Raw genomic sequence first — 17,743 nt, 5'->3', positions numbered from 1 at the left:
AGTATTTATATCTTAATTAAGTGTACCTCATAACAGACGGAAGTGCTGTATTAAAGAAACTGTTAAACCACAAAGAGAGAATAACCGTAGAAATGTTACAAGAATGAATTGGTGGAAATATGGCGAAAAAAGACCAGCCATGAGAACAGCAATTTCATCTTTGTCTTTGTACTTCACTGTACCCAGAGTTTCTAAATGGGCTATATTTATCCCAGCACCTTTAAATTGGCTACCTGGGGATAAATCTGTTGTGATAGCCACCGATGATTTCTATATCCTGGGGATTCTTTCATCTAACATCCATCGTACCTGGATGCACGCGCAAAAATCAACTTTAAAAGCAGATATCGCCTACACTCATAATACCTGCTTTGAAACCTTTCCTTTTCCCCAAAACCCCGATGCTAAATTAGTCCAACAAATTCGCGCCAAAGCGGAAGAAATTCATCAATACCGCACTGAACAAATGGAGTCGAAACAGTGGGGAATCACCACACTATATAATAAATTATTTAACGAACCCAGCAGCCAACTTTATAAACTGCATGAACAGTTAGATAAATTGGTAATCCAATCCTATAATTTTAAAGCTAAAGATGATATTTTAGAAAAACTGCTAACTTTGAATTTAGAATTAGCGGAGAAGGAAAAACAAGGTCAAACCGTCATTAGTCTTTGGACACCTTAAAATATAAGAGAGTGTCACGCACCAGCGCAAGCGAAGCACGAAGTGCGTTAGGCGCAGAGGCGCAAAGGTAAGGATTTAAGTTTTCTCTAACCTCAGCGTACCTTTGCGTTAACCTTAGCGCCCCTCTGCGTTAAAAATTCCATATTTATGAAAACAGACAGCATTTTTTATCGCCTATTTCAACAATTCCCTAGTATCTTCTTTGAACTCATTGGTAATTCTCCTGAAGAAGCTAATAGCTATCAATTTTCCTCAGTTGAAGTTAAACAAACGTCCTTCAGACTTGACGGTGTTTTTCTACCTATACAAACAGTAGAAAACCCAATTTATTTTGTGGAAGTGCAATTTCAAGCCGATGGTGAAATTTATTCGCGACTGTTTGCGGAAATATGTTTGTATCTCCGCCAAAATCAACCCCAAAATGACTGGGGTGCTGTGGTGCTATACCCAACCAGAAGCATAGACACAGGTAGTATTAAACATTACCGCGAGTTCTTTACCAGTCAGCGAGTTAGGCGGATTTATCTGGATGAATTAGGTGAATCTACGTCGCTACCCATTGGTATTGCTACGATTAAATTAATCATTGCTAACGAAGATCAGGCGATCGCACAAGGTAAAGAGTTAATCGACAGAACCAAACAAGAAATTAACTCACAGCGTCAACAACAGCAATTACTACAATTAATAGAGACAATCTTGGTTTACAAATTACCCCAAATGAGTAGGAAGGAGATAGAAGCCATGTTTGGATTAAGCGAGTTAAAGCAAACCAGATTTTATCAGGAAGCCTTTCAAGAAGGCAAGGAAGAAGGCGAACGCAAAGGTGAACGCAAAGCTAAATTAGACTCAATACCCCGTTTATTAGTATTTGGTTTGACTGTAGAGCAAATAGCCGCAGCTTTAGAACTGAGTGTAGAAGATGTCAGACAGGCTACACAAAAACCTGATAATGACTAATAAAACCTCAGCGTACCTTTGCGTTAACCTTAACGCCCCTCTGCGTTAAAAATTACATACTTATTCAATACTGTTTGCTCAATTATGCTTATATCTCCGACAAAATCAACACCAAGAAGAACAAGGAGGACATAGAAGTAATGTTTGAATTAAGCGAGTTAAAGCAAACTAAAGTTTATCAGGAAGCCTTTCAAGAAGGCAAGCAAGAAGGCGAACGCAAAGGCAAATTAAAAGTAGTTCCACCAATGTTAGCCGCAGGATTAACTGTAGAGCAAATAGCCGAGGCTTTGGAACTGAGTGTAGAAGATGTCAGACAGGCTACACAAAAACCTGATAACGACTAATAAAACTTCAGCGTACCTTTGCGTTAAAAACTCCATCCTCAAAGACTGCAAAAAGCATAATCTGGAGTTAATTTTTGTTAATATTAGAGACGGTGTTAGTTCGTCCCTAACTACCCATACCCTACCTGAGAGAAACTTGATGCTGCGACTAGAACATATCAGTAAAATTTATCCTACAGGCGAAGTTCTCAAAGATATCAACTGGGAAGTCAAACCAGGCGATCGCATTGGCTTAGTCGGTGTTAATGGTGCGGGAAAATCCACCCAGCTAAAAATTATCACTGGGGAAATTGAACCCACCGCCGGCGAAATCGTTCGTCCCTCCAGTTTGCACATAGCCTACCTCAACCAAGAGTTTGAAGTAGATCCTGGCCGCACAGTTAGAGAAGAATTTTGGATCGTCTTTGAAGAAGCCAATAAAGTCCAAATGTCGTTGGCGCAAGTACAGCGCGATATGGAAACGGCTACCCCAGAAGAACTGGATAAACTGATTGATAAACTAGATCGCTTACAACGTCAATTTGAAGCCCTTGATGGCTATAACTTAGACGCACGCATCGGGAAAATTTTACCAGAAATGGGGTTTGATGCCGAAGATGGCGATCGCCTCGTTAGCGCTTTCTCCGGTGGTTGGCAAATGCGGATGAGTTTAGGTAAAATCCTCCTGCAAAAACCAGACCTATTACTACTGGACGAACCGACAAACCATTTAGACTTAGAAACCATTGAGTGGCTAGAAAATTACCTCAAAGGTTTAAATACCCCAATGGTGATAGTTTCCCATGACCGGGAGTTCCTAGACCGCCTCTGCACCCACATTGTGGAAACTGAACGTGGTGTTTCTGCCACCTACCTGGGTAACTATTCAGCATATTTAGCACAAAAAGCCGAAAATCAACTAGCACAACTTAGCGCCTACGAACGCCAGCAGAAAGAACTAGAGAAACAGCAAACCTTCGTGGACAGATTCCGCGCCAGTGCGACTCGCAGTACCCAGGCGAAAAGCCGGGAAAAACAACTAGAAAAAGTCGAGCGGATTGAAGCCCCTATAGCTGGTGTGAAAACCCTGCACTTCCGCTTTCCTCCTGCACCCCGGAGTGGACGGGAAGTAGTGGAAATTAAAGATTTAACCCATGTCTATGATGATAAAATCTTATTTCTTTCTGCAAATCTCTTAATCGAAAGAGGCGATCGCATTGCCTTTCTTGGCCCCAACGGTGCGGGTAAATCTACCCTGTTACGGGTAATTATGGGTATGGAACCGCCCACAGAAGGCATAGTCAAATTAGGCGACCACAATGTACTTCCCGGCTACTTTGAGCAAAATCAAGCCGAAGCCTTAGACTTAAAGAAAACAGTCATGGAAACCATCCATGATGAAGTTCCCGACTGGACAAACGAAGAAGTCCGCAGGATATTGGGACGGTTTTTGTTCTCAGGTGAGACAGTATTTAAGCCAGTAGGGGCATTAAGTGGCGGAGAAAAAGCACGTTTAGCATTAGCAAAAATGTTATTACATCCAGCTAATCTCCTGATTTTAGACGAGCCAACAAACCACTTAGATATTCCAGCCAAAGAAATGCTGGAAGAATCCTTACAAAATTATGATGGCACTGCCATTGTAGTTTCCCACGACAGATATTTTATCTCCCAAGTAGCCAACAAAATTGTTGAAATCCGCGACGGTGAATTTCGTGTGTACTTAGGAGATTACCACTACTACCTAGATAAAATTGCCGAAGAAAAGGAACAAGCTAAATTAGCGGCGATCGCCGCCGAAAAAGCTGCCAAGAAAGCTGCTAAAGCCGCCAAATCCTCTGGAAAAGGTAAATGAACAAAAGTGAATCAGTATAAATTCACTTGCGCTGGTGATTAGCAGTGGTATTATTCGGATATTACAAAAAGTAAAGGGCAATTTTACTATGACCAAAGCACCTGTTGCTCCTGTGGTGCTAGTCATTTTAGACGGGTGGGGATATTGCGAGGAACAGCGAGGAAACGCTATTATCGCTGCTCAAACTCCCATTATGGAAAGCTTATGGACAGCTTACCCTCACACCCTCATTAGCACATCAGGAAAAGCCGTAGGGTTGCCAGAAGGTCAGATGGGCAACTCGGAAGTGGGTCATTTGAATATTGGCGCGGGGCGAGTAGTACCCCAAGAATTGGTACGCATCTCCGATGCAGTGGAAGATGGTTCTATCCTCAACAACCCCGCACTTGTCAAAATTTGCCAGAAAGTACGCTCTGGCAATGGCAAGTTGCATTTAGTGGGGCTGTGTTCGGAGGGAGGGGTACACTCTCATCTCACCCATCTGTTCGGACTACTCGACTTAGCCAAGAAACAGGAACTTTCACAAGTTTGTATCCACGCTATTACCGATGGTCGTGATACAGCCCCCACAGAGGGGATCAAAGCAATCAAGCTATTGCAGGATCAGATAGATCAAAAAGGAATTGGGCGCATAGTCACCCTCAGTGGTCGTTACTACGCGATGGATCGCGATCACCGTTGGGATCGGGTGCAACGTGCTTATGACGTGATGACACAGGATACTGCGGTTGATGGTCGTCAAGCTGAGGAAATTTTGGCAGCATCCTATGCTGAAGGTGTGAAGGATGAGTTTATCAATCCAGTCCGTATTGCCCCCGGTGCAATAGAACCAGGGGACGGTGTGATATTCTTTAACTTCCGCCCAGACCGCGCGAGACAATTGACTCAAGCTTTTGTCAGTCCCCAATTCACAGGCTTTGAAAGACAGCAAATTCAGCCATTATCTTTTGCTACCTTTACTCAATACGATTCAGAACTACGAGTAGATGTAGCTTTTGAACCGCAAAATTTGAGTAATATTTTAGGTGAAGTAGTTGCTAATCATGGTTTACAGCAGTTCCGCACGGCTGAAACTGAAAAATACGCCCATGTCACTTATTTCTTTAATGGGGGACTAGAGGAACCTTTGCCTGGGGAAGACCGAGAACTCGTAAGTAGTCCGATGGTAGCAACTTACGACAAAGCCCCTACAATGTCAGCCGAAGCAGTGACAGATGTGGCGATCGCCGCCATTAAAAAGGGTGTCTATTCTTTAGTAGTGATTAACTATGCTAACCCAGACATGGTAGGGCATACTGGTCAAATAGAAGCCACCGTCACAGCTATTCAAACAGTGGATCACTGTTTAGGTCGGTTACTGACTAGCATTAGCAAAGCCGGAGGTACAGCAATTATTACTGCTGACCACGGTAACGCCGAGTATATGCTAGATGAAGAAGGTAATCCCTGGACAGCTCACACTACTAACCCAGTACCTTTGATTTTGGTAGAAGGAGAAACTATTAAAATTCCTGGACATGGTACAAATGTAGAACTGCGTAGCGATGGTAAGCTAGCGGATATTGCACCCACCATTTTAGAGATTTTACAGTTACCCCAACCCTCAGAAATGACTGGGCGATCGCTATTGACACCAGCTGGATATGACCTGCAAGCCACTCGTACCCCTGTAGAAGCTGGTATGTAAAAAAGTTTAGGAGTGCAGAGTTTTCTCACTCCTAACCACAGCTACAAAACTGAATGGATTTGGCATGATAAAACCGCCGATTCAGGCTGATGATCGTGAAGTTGGCTAATGCCACAATACTAATGTAAAATTTATTATAAAAGAGATTATTATCATGACAGCTACTACTATTGTACAAATCGTTTGGGCTATTTCTGCTTTAGGTGTGATTGTTTTAGTGCTGCTACATAGCCCCAAAGGTGATGGTATTGCCATCGGTGGACAAACCCAATTGTTTAGCAGTAGCAAAAGTGCAGAAGATACCCTAAACCGAGTTACCTGGGCGCTAACAGTGATTTTTATGGGTTTAACAGTGGTATTGAGTGCTGGTTGGCTACCTCGATAATGGGAAGTAAAATCCCATACCCAAAACCGAAAATCCGCCCAAATATTAATATCCAAAGATTATTAGCAGTTCTGCCCTTATTCATCAGTGCAGGGCTGCTAGTTGTTTTTACTGGTCTACCAACTTTTGCTGTTATAGAAAGCAACTTTATTTTCCCATATCCCCATCCCCTACCGCCGACATTAGCGCAATGGGACGATCAGACAAATAGTGGAGATTACTTTTCCCAAGTGGAAAAAACACAAGTGGGATATTTAGTTTGGTCGCAATTTCCCATTAAAATCTACTTAGAAAAACCACAAATTAGCAATAATCAGCAGGCTCAACTTTGGTTTAGCAGTGTCTTAACAACTGTGCAAGAATGGGGAGATTATGTACCATTGGTGGTAGTGGAGCAACCAGATATAGCTGATATTATTATTCTGCGAAAAGCACCACCTTTGCAATTTTCCCGTGATGGTAATTTTCCCCGTGCGCGTTCAGCCCAAGCTAGTTATGAGACTTACACCAAAAACAATATTTTATTTCACCGTTTCACCATCTTATTGAGTCCTAGTCAAACAGGTGTGTTTCTCCAAGCAGCAGTCCGTCACGAACTCGGTCACGCCCTGGGAATTTGGGGACATAGTGATTTACCAACGGATGCTTTATACTTTTCCCAAGTTCGCAACCCGCCACCCATTTCTCCCAGAGACGTGAATACCCTGAAGCGCGTTTATGAACAACCAACTAATTTAGGATGGTCTTTGAACAAATAGTTATAGATGAGTCACTGTACTAATTGCTACTAAACTGGAGTGCGATCAGAACTATAGCAACCGCCAAGACGCAAAGAACGCCAAGGTAAGAGGGTCTAATAGGCTTCGCCGAACCTCTGAACGGTTTTTTACATCAGTCTTCTCTATGTTTTTACCGAATTGGGATGCTCCCTATTTTCTGGAATACACAGATATTAAACGATGTCGAACCAAGTAGTCAATTTGGTAAATAAGCGCTCCTTGAATTAACCAAATAAAACCAAGTATTACTATTATTGTCTGTTGAAATGGTGTGTATCTTTCAATCGCCGTTGGATAACTAAGTTGAAATAAAGGTAAAACAATAGTCCCAATTAAAAAACTTGTCAGCGTAGATAAAGTAATTACAAGCCAAGCATATATTCCTTCCCACCAACTCATTAATTTTGGGATTAATCCTGTGACAATACCTATTTCTGGTGCTTGAATTTCCGGAATAAAACGACTGAAAATTAAATGCAGAAAGTTATGGCTAAAGGCAATAATTGGAATTGGACAGAGAAGAGTTAATATTATGAATATACCCAGGATTTCTGGACTACTTGCAAAATAAGCAACGTTATAGCCTACTTTTACTAAAATCTCAGCTACAAATATAATCACTCGGAGAAATATTATCAAAACCAATGATTTTAGCCAACAGCTAGGGTAAGGTATCCATGCAAGCCAACGAGACTTTTGTAATTTTTTCTTCTCAGGTTCCACAATATTTGATTTCGTCATATCAATGAGGGATTTATAACCTTAATATTCCCTTTTTCTAAGCATAAATATCACTTTAAAAGTCTTTTAAATTTTTTCCCATTTTGGCATGGTGAGGACTAGATGTTAATTTTTGTTAAAGTTCTAAGTATTTTACACAAAAAATGTAGAGACATTTCAGAGAAAGTCCCTACAAGGGTTTAAAAAAAAGTATATTTAAATGTGGTCAATGTCTGGCAAATGTTAGAAATATTTTAGTAGGATAAGAAATACTTACCCTGCTGCATTAAACGCGACGCAGACTTAGTAGTTCTTCAGGAGAAGCCAGCATATCAATTGCTACGAAGAAAATTTTGCCTTCGGGATTGATTAAGAAGCGCCAAGCAATATTCATTCCCACAGTTACACCAAACCAAGGAGTTTGCACAACACCTGTAATTTTAAGTTGCTTCGAGCCATCAGGTTGCTCTTCACAGATACCTTGTTTTGGCATCATGTTCAACCCTTGGGCTTCTTCGCGCATATATTTAGCGATCGCCTCATGCCCTACAATAGGTTTCTGGAATGGTGGTTGTAGCGCACCTTCAGCAGTAAACAAACTAATAGCTTTATCAAAGTCGTCAGCATTCATCGCTTCAATATAGCTCAGTACAGCAGGCTCTGTCACACCATCAATTTTAACTGAAGAGATGGATGGAGCAGTACGAGCAAATGCAGGTTCTTCAGCAGGCTTGGGATAGCTACTGGGTCCCAAATCAGAGGTATCAAAACCCATATTGACTACAGTATTCCGCAGCACTGTAATTTGCTGACCTGGATCAAGTTTCTTAGTAGCTTCTAACACTAATTGCACACCAGGACTCATTTGATAACCACTGGGGATAGGAGCGACCACACCCTGCTTCATCAATTCTCCCAACTCGTACCAAAAAGCCAACTTGGTATTAACACTGAAGAAGCCATAAGAACGGCTGATAGGAGCGTCAGCACGATTAGCAAGATCCCGCATTACTTGGGTTTGCTCTTCAGGGGACATTTTCTTAATTTGATTAAGCAAACTTTCTGCTAGTTGTAGGCGTGCGGCTCCAGGTGCTGCGGGAGTAATTGTCTTACCCATTTCAGTGTAAGCGTACCAAAGATATGCCAATTGGTCATCAACACCGAGTTGATCAAACAGGGCGATGGTAGCAGGAATGGGGCTAGGTACTTGAGTATTAGAAAAGATATTCTGAGCGGACTGGATAGTTAAAGCCATATTCAAAATTAGTTAAACGTTTAGCGGTTATGTAAAGGAGTGTAAAATAAATCTTAAACTTTGTAAAGTTATTTCATTAAATAATGACATAATGCCGCTAAAGTAACATCTAATACAATATTACTATGAAATATTGCTATGGCTGAGGACTAGGGACTGGCGATTGGGGACTAGGAACTTTTCCCCCCTGCTCCCTGCTCCCCTGCCTCTTCCCCAACCCCTTAGCGGTTGCTATACAAAAAAATGAACCAATGAGGGCGATCGCATTCATCGCCTAATTAATCACTGGTTCTGAGGGTTAACAAATTTATTAAGCCTTTTTCCTGCTATATTTCAGACTCTGGGAGTCAGAGTTACAGGCCACTGTGTTAAAACTTCCTTGTATAATTCTTCTAACTGACTAATATTTTTACTCAGGGTATAGCGCTCTAAAACACGCTCTCTGGCTTTTTGTCCCAGCAAAGCTGTTAACTCAGGATGGTCTTGGAATAGAGGTAAAAGAGTTCTTAATTGCGATCGCACCGTCTTAGTCTTTAAAACTACACCCGCCCCTTGGTTTAAAACTTCTCCATCTGCACCCACATCTGTAGCTAAACAAGCTATTCCACAGGCCATTGCTTCTAACAGAGACAGAGATAAGCCCTCCACCAACGAAGGTAAAATAAATACATCCGCACCCCGTAAAATTTCGATGCGGCGCTGTTCATCAGCCACAAATCCCAACCAAATAATCCCAGATTCCGAACCATAAAATGGTTCCAAAGAAGACTTCAAAGGACCATCACCCACAATCAATAACTTACTCCCAGACCTCATTTGTGATTGCTTCCAAGCCCGGAGAAGAGATTCAACGTTTTTTTCTGGCGCTATGCGACCTTGATAAACAAACAAACGTTCCGCCTTAAATTCCGCCTTAATTGTCGAGTCTCCCGGAGAATACTTGATAGCATCAACTCCATTGGGAATCACAGCAATTTTTTCTTCCTTGACACCCAGACGTGCTAATAACTCGCGCTGAATTTGGGAAAACACAATCACTCGGTCATAGTTCGCTAAACAAGGGGCATAAAGTTGATAGGCTAAAAGCTGTGTTCCCGAAATAAATTTTGCTCCCTTCCCAGCAAATGCTGTGTGAAAAGTAGCAATTAAAGGCAACTTCAATTGCTCGCAGATTTCCGGTAACATAAAATCCAAAGGTGATAAACTTAGGGAAGCATGGACTATATCCGGCTTGATTTCCCGCAGCGAATCTGTTAATACCTTAGTTGCTTTTAACGTAGGAATTGTGTAAACCTGGGATTTGTAAATAAAAGGTAGGGACACTTCTTGAAAATTCCCCCAATTGTCAGATTCTGATTCTTCTTGGGCGAAGTGCAGAAAACTAACTTGGTGTTCCCGATGCAAAGCATTTGTAACTTCTCGACTGTAGGTGACATTCCCACAAAAGGGTGATTTCTTTCCAATCCAGGCTATGTGCATTCTTTATTAGCTACTCAGAAAAGCGGGTTTGAACTATTAATTTTTTAATGGCTGGGGTTTTGAGTTTGGGTAAAACTCCCAACTATCCCAGTTAATTACTCTTAGCCTCTAAATATAGCAGTCGTCGCCTAAGCAGGTAAGGGAACAGTTAATGGACTACAGATAATTTTACTTAGTAGACTGGTAAGAGCCATATTCAGTTTTTAATAACTATTTTTTAATAAAAAGTTAGTCTTACTCATATCAAATTGATAATTAGTAAGTCCATGATGGATTTTGGCTGGGTTTAGTCTACCATGAAAGTGGAAGTTTTCCGTCAACTCCTGTGAGTGAGAATGTATGAAATTATATATTATTTAAGAGTGATAACTACTGTTGAGAGTTATACCAAGTTAATAGACCTCCGCAGAAAACAGTTACAGCTAACACCACAAAAACTGCTGGTAATCCCATCAAGGTTTCAGCTACCCCGGCTAATGCTAGGGGTAACGTCAAGGCAATATTAATCACATTATTTTGCAAACCAAACACCTTACCACGCATCTCTGGAGGGGTTTCGGTTTGGATGGCGGTTTGCATAGGGATACCAACTAGTGATCCGAACACACCCAGCAAGGCGACTAACAGGAGAATTATCCCCAATTGTGTAGTGAATACTGATAAACCCATAAGAGTGGCTGACATACCTAAGCAACCACAGAGACTCAGTTGGGAGTAGGAGAAGCGTTGACCAAACTGACCGAGCATGGTCGCCCCAGCTGCCATACCAATACCACCAAATGCGAGTAAAAATCCGAACTGGGAGGCTTTTAAATGAGGAATTATTTCTGCCATCCGCACAGCGAGAACAGTTAAGGCTGCAAACACAGAAAACAAAATAGTCAGTTGTAGTAAAGCATTGCGGACACGAGAGTTAGCTTTTAGGTAAGAGAAACCATCGCGCAAGTCCGAGAAAACGTGAGGAAATTCGGTGTCGGGGTGGTGGGGTTTTTCCTTCGTTCTCAATAACATTAATATAAATCCGGCGATCGCATAACTACCACCTACCAAAAGTTCTTTTCCTAAGCCATCACTACCACCAATTTGCAGCCAAAGTGTATCAGCGATCGCTAACAGTGGTTCCCCAATGGCAAAACCCACAATTACCGAAGCCATCATGGTTGTGGTGTAGAGAGAATTAGCCGAAAGTAAATGCTGTTCTTCCACCACCAAAGGAATTGCTGTTTGTTCTGCTGGCGCAAAAAATTGGGTGAGTGTAGAAACCAAAAAAGTCACCGCCAAAATAATCCCAAAACCCACAGGTAACATCCCAATAGGTTGCCAATCATCAGTTAACCATAACAACAAAGGAATTGCCAAAACCAAGAGTCCGCGCCAAGCATTCGTTGTTACCAGTACAGTCTTTTTCGACCACCGATCCACAAATACACCAGCCACAGAACCAAACAGTACAGCCGGAATTGTAAAAGCAATCATTAAAGCTGATACCCAACCGCTAATACTTTGATTACTGCCCTGAAACTGAGTATTAATCAAGCCAATCATCAGCACCAAATAGACTTTATCTGCCATCTGGCAGAAAACTTGACCGCCCCAAAGAGCCAGAAAATTAGGATTTTTTAACACAGGTAAAAACCCCTGTTGTTCCCCATTGTCTGATGCTGTCTCACCATCAATACCAGAGCCATTTAATTCTGGTGGTTCTTTTTCCGAGGTAGAAGCTACTGACAAACTCTCGCCATTACCATTTATGTGAGCTACCGATGCTTTGGAAACATCAGTTTTGGTAATTTCTTGAACATGGGGATTAACATCGGGTGTTGGCTGTTCTTGGCTATTTACTTGACTACTTGTAGACTGAGGAACAGCGCACAAGTGATTCTTGACTGTAGGATCTGATGCCCGATGTGGTTTTTTTGTGTGGCTGGGTGACAAAGGCAGGATTTTTCTATCCAAATCAGACGGTTGCATCATGGTTAGCGGCAAAATAAGAGTCAATCAAGGTAGCAGAGCGAATAGGGCGACCCAAATGATATTGAGCATATTGGCGCAAAATTTGCTCAACAGATAACCAGCTATAATTTTTGGCGGTATCCATTCGCATTATCTCTGGTTCTGAGAGATGTTGAAGCATAGCTAGTTCTGTAGCATCCAAGCGACAAGAAATTACTGGTAAATCTTGCCGATGAAAAACTGTTTGATAATCTAAGTTTGGTTGATGGGCTGATAGAACAAGACTTGGCTGATCTCTATGTTTTCGCAAATTTTCCCAAGCCTCTAAGCAAACTGTACCACCTGCGGTAACACTAAAACCCACCCGCCAGTTAGGGTCTATAAAGTTTGGTGTTAAGGAATTTTCAGTTAAACAACAGGCTTGTACTTGAGGCGACAAACCCGCCAGCGCAAACAGGTGAAACACTCCATGAGCTAAATTAGCATAAATACCAGATGTATCATTTCTGGGTAATGCTTCCAATTGATGAAGATATTCATTGAGTAACTGATAAAGTTCTTCTTGGGGTTGTTCACTCAACGCCTGACACAAGACTATTTCGGCTAAATACTGACCAGCCGCCAGCTTCCCCAAATCTTTAGCCAAATCTGGATAAGTTTTGACAGTTTCTGCTTGTGTAATTCTATCGAGCGATCGCCCTTTGGCAATCAGTAATTCATTGACCACAAACATTCCACTTCTAGCACCCAGGCTAGAGTTTTGCTTGCGCGCCCCTGGTGCAACTGCGCGAATCAAACCGAACTCTCTAGTCAAAATAGTGACTAATCTATCTGATTCTCCCAGTATTTGGGCTTTGAGATTAATACCAGTGGCTTTATAAGTTCTACTCATTACTCATTACTCTTATGTCATGAGTTATTGGTGATGAGTCATTACTCTGCAAAAAACAATGACTAAACACAAAAAACCATAACTATTCAGTCTTTTCCAGGTTATCGCGCTGGCGGAGCAAATCCAGACTGCGAGACGTACCTAATCTAGTAGCGCCGGCGAGGATTAACTCTATAGCTTCATTGTAGGTGCGAATACCCCCAGAAGCTTTAATTCCCACGCTGTCTTTGGTAATTTCCTTCAACAGCCGCACATCCGCCAAAGTAGCACCACCATTCCAACCTGTACTGGTTTTTAAGAATCCCGCCCCTGCTTCCATAGATATTTCCGCAGCCAGTTTTTTCTCAGCATCCGTCAGCAGATTAGTTTCCAAAATCACCTTGACAGTTTGCCCAGTTTCCTCACAAATTTCGGCAATTTCGCGGTGAACTGCTTCAGTTTTGCCAGCCTTCAACCAACCTAAATTGATCACCACATCTAGCTCAGTTGCTCCATTTTCCGCAGCTTCCTGAGCCTCATATAGCTTGACTGCTGAAGTTGTCGCCCCCATAGGAAAACCAATCACTGCACAAACTTGGGGATTTTTGCCGTGGAGGAGTTCTGCTGCTTGCTTCACATAGGAGGGATGAAGACAAACCGCCGCAAAATTAAATCTGTACGCTTCTTCACACCATTGTTCAACCAGCTCTGGAGTAGCCGTTGGTATCAGCAGAGAATGATCGATAAATGGCGCAATATCAATATCAGGATAGTCTGCTGCCATCGTGTCTTTTGCCAGTAATTTATTATTAAACTTTATAAAAAATTAAGACATTTCTTATATATATATTAAAACACATATATTCTGACTTGATCGTGAAAATAATCTCTTCAACGAGTCAGTAAGGGAACCGGAAGCCGGGAGAGGTGGGGTTTGTAAGTACCTGAAGATTATGTATCAGAGTTTAAGATCAGGTTAGGCGATCGCATCAGGCAAAACAAGTCTATCTAAAAAATCGAGAATAGTTTCAGCTAATGCCTTTGATGCCAAATAAGGCACACCATTACCAATAGTTTTAAACATATTAGTCAGTGACATATCCTCTGGAAGTACAAAATTTGCAGGTAAAGATTGAAGAGCTAAAGCTTCCGCTACAGAAATTCGCCGCAATTGGTAGGGATGTAAATGTACTTCATTATTACCATAGCAAACTGTAGGAGAATAACGCCATCTATGCAGACGTTTAAAAGACTTCTTAGAAACATCTCCTTCATCAACAACCGCAAATTTGACAATACCTGCCCTGGGTTTAAAATAATGTTGAGCATTGGGATGATGCAAAACATCATTTTGTCTAAACCAGTATTCAACTGTTAGTTTTTCTGGTATACCTTCAGGACAAGATTTGAGAGAATTTTCTTGAAATATTTCGCATTTTTGCCAAGGGTAATTAAACACCTGTGCTTGAGGATATAAAATTTGTTTTTGCCAATTAAAATCTGCTTCAGGTATTAAGTGATTAATGCCAATATCCTTAATTAAATTATCTCGAAAACCAATCAGAATAATTCTTTCTCTATCCTGGGGTACACCGTATTCAATAGCATTAACTAACCGTTCTGTGAATATATAGCCAGCTTTGCTTAACTTCTGCTTCAGATACTCAAAAAATAACCTGTGTTTTTTAGTCCGCCATAAACCTTTGACATTTTCAAATAAAAAAAAATCTGGCAGATTTTGACAAATTAATTCTACATAGTCAGCCGAAAGTTTACCATTCTCTCCTAATTTTCCTTTATTTTTGCCACCAACAGAAAAGTCAGGACACGGGGGACCACCAATAAAACCAATTAAATTATGAGACTTGCGGCAATCTTTGACTAATTCTTGAAAGCGTTGTGCTTCTAATCCTACAATAAGTTTGCTTACATCTCCTGCTTCCCCATCGTGATATCCATATTCTGGCTCTGGGAGTTTCAGTGTTTCCCGTGAATAGCGATATGCTTGCATGAATGGTTTAAATATTTCATTGACGTAGACAATATTAAAACCACTATTTTCAAAGCCTAAATCAAGAAAGCCTGAGCCAGAAAAAAAGGAAAAAATACAATGGGAAAAAATCATTAACAAATCGAATACATTATCTAATAATATTAGATTGTAGCAGATATTATTATGTTATCTTAATATCTTAGGCTATATTATTTACTTTGAGATAGTTGTATTTATATTATTATGTCCTCATCTGAATGGGAAAAGTTTTTATCAGAAGGAAAACGAGCAGTTGAAATAGTTCGTAAAGGTTTAATAAATCGCGGCATTAATCCTGGAGAATCTGTAATTACCGAATTTGGTACTGATGAAGATATTCCTGTGTATAGTAACGATAATCAACGTAAGCTATTTTGGATATCCGTTAAGGGTGTTTCAGGTAGAATAGAAAATTATCGTATTTTGCCGATTGGTTATAAAGGTTGGATGTGTGGAGAAGTAGAAAGCAAACAATGGGTTAAGCCACCATCTGCTATTATTTGGTATTGTTTAGCAAGTGGAATGGCTTGGGGTGCTATTCCTCCTAGTAGATTAAGTACTCGTTGGTTTATTTCTCCTGACAGATGGGGAACTGTTGTAGACAAACGCAAAACCAGTCAGTTAGGTCGTACAGTATACGTTTATCCTAGTTGGCTTGTACCACCAGCAGCTATAATAAGTAAAGATGAAATTATCGCCTATATTAATCAGTTAGCACAACAAGAGTAATTGTCAATTTAAGCCATGCATTGAGGATGATTTAGATTATGTCTGAACAATTTGTAGATTTGGACGGTATTTTTAATTTAGCTTTAAAACAAACTGAAGACCTAATTAAGATTGGTTTTGATATTAGTGACCCTTGTGTATTTACAGATTTGGAATGGATAGCGAATAAATATCCAGAAATGGCAGAGCGCTGTAATAATACCTTGCTAGAACTGATTAAAAAACAAGCTGCGGCTACTCCTGCATTTGTAGGTGCTGGATATTTTCATAATGATTTAGATTTTTTCTAAAGATTATTCTCACGCAAAGGCGCATTCGGCGAAGCCGTTCCCGTTCGCGGAGCGTCCCGAAGGGAAGGGTAGGCGCAAAGTTTGTATTATGCGTCTTAACGGCTTTGCACGAAATTATCCTACAGTTTCAGGTTGTGATTGGGGTAATAAACGCTTCACGCCTTGCTGAACAAACTCTGGCAAAAAACCCATTTGCTGGTTTCGCTGAAAGACGTTTTGCAAAGTTTGCCGCAATTTGTCTAAATTCAAGGCGTTTCCCGAATCTAGCGCTATTTCCTGTTGTGCAAAATATTCCACTAAACTTAAACCAGCTACTCTGGTAAGATAAGCTGCACTGACACCCTGCACTACACCACCCGCAACGAAGGTGACGGCGTTACTTTTGAGAACAATACTTACGGCTTTTGTGGAAAGTTCTACTAAACCCAGTTTCAACATCAAACTTCCCATTGTTCCGGCTACAGTTTGCGCCTGTTCCCAAGAAAACTTCTGCTGATAGATATTACCTAAATCCATGACCATCTGAGCATTAATTGCCGCAGTGGCGAGAAGATCCAGCGCTGGAACTGGGTTAGCAAAAGCAGCACCCGCAGTTATCCATTGATATTGTTCAATAATTGGGGTGGCGCGATCGCATCTAGTTTGATTTAGCCAGTTTTTCGCTTCAGCTTTCAATAATTTGGCTGTTCTGAAAGTAGTTGTCCACACCAGTTGTTGTCCATTCTCTGCCAGAACTTCACTTAATTGGTCTGTTAATTGCTGGATATCTGCGGCTGGTTGTTCCATCCATTCCTGCACAATACCATCAGCTTCATGCTTCCGAACTTTAAGAGGAATGGGAGAAGCCGACGTTGCAACTACATTTTCCGCTATGCGCTGCTTTAATGACAGTAAAACAGTAGCACGTTCATCAGCTAAATACTGGTCTTGTTTGTTGAAAACTAAAACAGCCGGCTGATTTGCGGCTTTTAACTGCTGTAAGCTTTGAAATTCCGAGTCTGTCAAATCACCGTTAGTCAGGAACAGCACAAAATCTGATTTTTGCACTGCTGCTAAAACAGCCGCATCTGAGTTTTCACCCGCTTCTCTAAACAAAGCTGGGGTTTCCCAAAAGTTGACTTTTGGCTGTGTTTCTTGCCAACTGCTAGACTCCAGCACTTGAATTAAAGTGCTTTTACCCACAGATTTACCACCAGTCACAGCCACTGTAATTTCTTGTCTGTCTAATTCCAGGAGCAATTGGGCAACTTTTGCTCGTAATGTCTCTAAGGCTATGTGGTTTTCTGCTTCTATTGCCAGTTGGTTAATTACGGTTTCTGTTGTGGCGATCGCACTTTCGGCCATGGCTCGATCTACAACAATACCATTTAGTGCCTCTAAACTATTTTTCGGGCGATTTTTCTGGAATAACCACAAACCACCACCCACAGCCAAAGCACTAAATAAACCAAACTCACTCAGCTGCACTATGGAATCATGCCAGCTTTGTAATATCCACAGGGAAAAGGATAGTCCCAATCCTCCCACCAAAATCGGTCGCTGCAACTTCACAACCATGATTCTCCGCGCTTTTCGTCAAGTTTCTCTTTCAGAATAGATCAAAATAAAACAAAACCCCGAACTTTTAATAGTTTAGGGTTTTATTTTATCTTTTATTTGGTGGCGGGAAGTGGATTTGAACCACTGACCTTCGGGTTATGAGCCCGACGAGCTACCAGACTGCTCTATCCCGCGTCG

At 41.3% G+C, this 17,743-nt stretch carries 16 protein-coding genes, 1 tRNA gene and 1 pseudogene; 9 read left to right on the top strand and 9 right to left on the bottom strand.

Translation table 11 applies throughout. The features are described from left to right. Window positions 1-49: 49 nt before the first annotated feature. From ACM0OP_RS06440 to ACM0OP_RS06410, 7 genes and pseudogenes are all read left to right on the top strand, one after another. Window positions 50-688: pseudogene (locus tag ACM0OP_RS06440) on the top strand (type IIL restriction-modification enzyme MmeI); the annotation flags it as partial. Window positions 689-835: 147 nt separating this feature from the next. Further along, window positions 836-1,648, top strand: coding sequence for an Rpn family recombination-promoting nuclease/putative transposase (locus ACM0OP_RS06435; RefSeq protein ID WP_414527568.1), 813 nt, complete (start codon window positions 836-838; stop codon window positions 1,646-1,648). Window positions 1,649-1,788: 140 nt separating this feature from the next. After that, complete coding sequence (locus tag ACM0OP_RS06430) at window positions 1,789-1,992, top strand: hypothetical protein (RefSeq protein ID WP_414527567.1); 204 nt, start codon at window positions 1,789-1,791, stop codon at window positions 1,990-1,992. 139 nt (window positions 1,993-2,131) lie between these two features. Beyond that, the gene (locus ACM0OP_RS06425) at window positions 2,132-3,826 is read left to right on the top strand and encodes an ABC-F family ATP-binding cassette domain-containing protein (RefSeq protein ID WP_414527566.1); all 1,695 of its coding nucleotides are present in this window, start codon (window positions 2,132-2,134) and stop codon (window positions 3,824-3,826) included. An 88-nt stretch (window positions 3,827-3,914) separates the two neighbouring features. After that, a complete protein-coding gene (gene gpmI, locus ACM0OP_RS06420) occupies window positions 3,915-5,513 on the top strand; it encodes a 2,3-bisphosphoglycerate-independent phosphoglycerate mutase (RefSeq protein ID WP_414527565.1) in 1,599 nt (532 codons plus the stop codon). A gap of 154 nt (window positions 5,514-5,667) precedes the next feature. Next, on the top strand, window positions 5,668-5,898 hold the full coding sequence (secG, locus tag ACM0OP_RS06415; RefSeq protein ID WP_414527564.1) for a preprotein translocase subunit SecG: 231 nt from the start codon (window positions 5,668-5,670) through the stop codon (window positions 5,896-5,898). After that, window positions 5,898-6,656, top strand: a complete 759-nt coding sequence (locus tag ACM0OP_RS06410) for a peptidase (protein ID WP_414527563.1) — start codon at window positions 5,898-5,900, stop codon at window positions 6,654-6,656. Before secG ends, ACM0OP_RS06410 begins: the two co-directional genes overlap by 1 nt. 171 nt (window positions 6,657-6,827) lie before the next feature. Here the strand turns inward: ACM0OP_RS06410 and ACM0OP_RS06405 are convergent, their stop codons facing one another. The 7 genes from ACM0OP_RS06405 to ACM0OP_RS06375 form a co-directional block, all read right to left on the bottom strand. Next, window positions 6,828-7,418 (bottom strand): hypothetical protein, encoded by a 591-nt coding sequence (locus tag ACM0OP_RS06405; RefSeq protein WP_414527562.1) that lies wholly within the window; start codon window positions 7,416-7,418, stop codon window positions 6,828-6,830. Between the two features lie 265 nt (window positions 7,419-7,683). Beyond that, window positions 7,684-8,652 (bottom strand): orange carotenoid protein N-terminal domain-containing protein, encoded by a 969-nt coding sequence (locus ACM0OP_RS06400; RefSeq protein ID WP_414527561.1) that lies wholly within the window; start codon window positions 8,650-8,652, stop codon window positions 7,684-7,686. Between the two features lie 333 nt (window positions 8,653-8,985). Next, complete coding sequence (locus ACM0OP_RS06395) at window positions 8,986-10,131, bottom strand: glycosyltransferase family 4 protein (RefSeq protein ID WP_414527560.1); 1,146 nt, start codon at window positions 10,129-10,131, stop codon at window positions 8,986-8,988. Between the two features lie 369 nt (window positions 10,132-10,500). Then, on the bottom strand, window positions 10,501-12,102 hold the full coding sequence (locus ACM0OP_RS06390; RefSeq protein WP_414527571.1) for an MFS transporter: 1,602 nt from the start codon (window positions 12,100-12,102) through the stop codon (window positions 10,501-10,503). Then, window positions 12,089-12,976 (bottom strand): DNA repair protein RecO, encoded by an 888-nt coding sequence (gene recO, locus ACM0OP_RS06385; protein WP_414527559.1) that lies wholly within the window; start codon window positions 12,974-12,976, stop codon window positions 12,089-12,091. The genes ACM0OP_RS06390 and recO overlap by 14 nt, the downstream gene beginning before the upstream one ends. A gap of 82 nt (window positions 12,977-13,058) precedes the next feature. Further along, the gene (gene deoC / locus ACM0OP_RS06380; protein WP_414527558.1) at window positions 13,059-13,739 is read right to left on the bottom strand and encodes a deoxyribose-phosphate aldolase; all 681 of its coding nucleotides are present in this window, start codon (window positions 13,737-13,739) and stop codon (window positions 13,059-13,061) included. Window positions 13,740-13,931: 192 nt separating this feature from the next. Beyond that, window positions 13,932-15,080 carry a DNA cytosine methyltransferase gene (locus tag ACM0OP_RS06375; protein ID WP_414527557.1) on the bottom strand — a complete coding sequence of 383 codons (1,149 nt, stop codon included), beginning with the start codon at window positions 15,078-15,080 and terminating at the stop codon, window positions 13,932-13,934. 111 nt (window positions 15,081-15,191) lie between these two features. Between ACM0OP_RS06375 and ACM0OP_RS06370 the strand changes: the two genes are divergently transcribed. Together ACM0OP_RS06370 and ACM0OP_RS06365 are read left to right on the top strand one after the other, a co-directional pair. Next, entirely contained in the window at window positions 15,192-15,716 is a 525-nt protein-coding gene (locus tag ACM0OP_RS06370; protein WP_414527556.1) for a hypothetical protein, read from the top strand. A gap of 38 nt (window positions 15,717-15,754) precedes the next feature. Further along, complete coding sequence (locus tag ACM0OP_RS06365; protein WP_414527555.1) at window positions 15,755-16,006, top strand: hypothetical protein; 252 nt, start codon at window positions 15,755-15,757, stop codon at window positions 16,004-16,006. A 114-nt stretch (window positions 16,007-16,120) separates the two neighbouring features. On the opposite strand, the gene ACM0OP_RS06360 is transcribed toward ACM0OP_RS06365, so the two are convergent. Further along, on the bottom strand, window positions 16,121-17,563 hold the full coding sequence (locus ACM0OP_RS06360; protein WP_414527554.1) for a YcjF family protein: 1,443 nt from the start codon (window positions 17,561-17,563) through the stop codon (window positions 16,121-16,123). Window positions 17,564-17,663: 100 nt separating this feature from the next. After that, a tRNA-Met gene (locus tag ACM0OP_RS06355) sits at window positions 17,664-17,740 on the bottom strand. Window positions 17,741-17,743: the final 3 nt, after the last annotated feature.

The organism is Nodularia chucula CCY0103 (assembly GCF_963923915.1).
Taxonomy (GTDB): domain Bacteria; phylum Cyanobacteriota; class Cyanobacteriia; order Cyanobacteriales; family Nostocaceae; genus Nodularia; species Nodularia chucula.
Note: the sequence above shows the minus strand (reverse complement) of the source record. Positions and strands in the feature narration are given on the sequence as shown.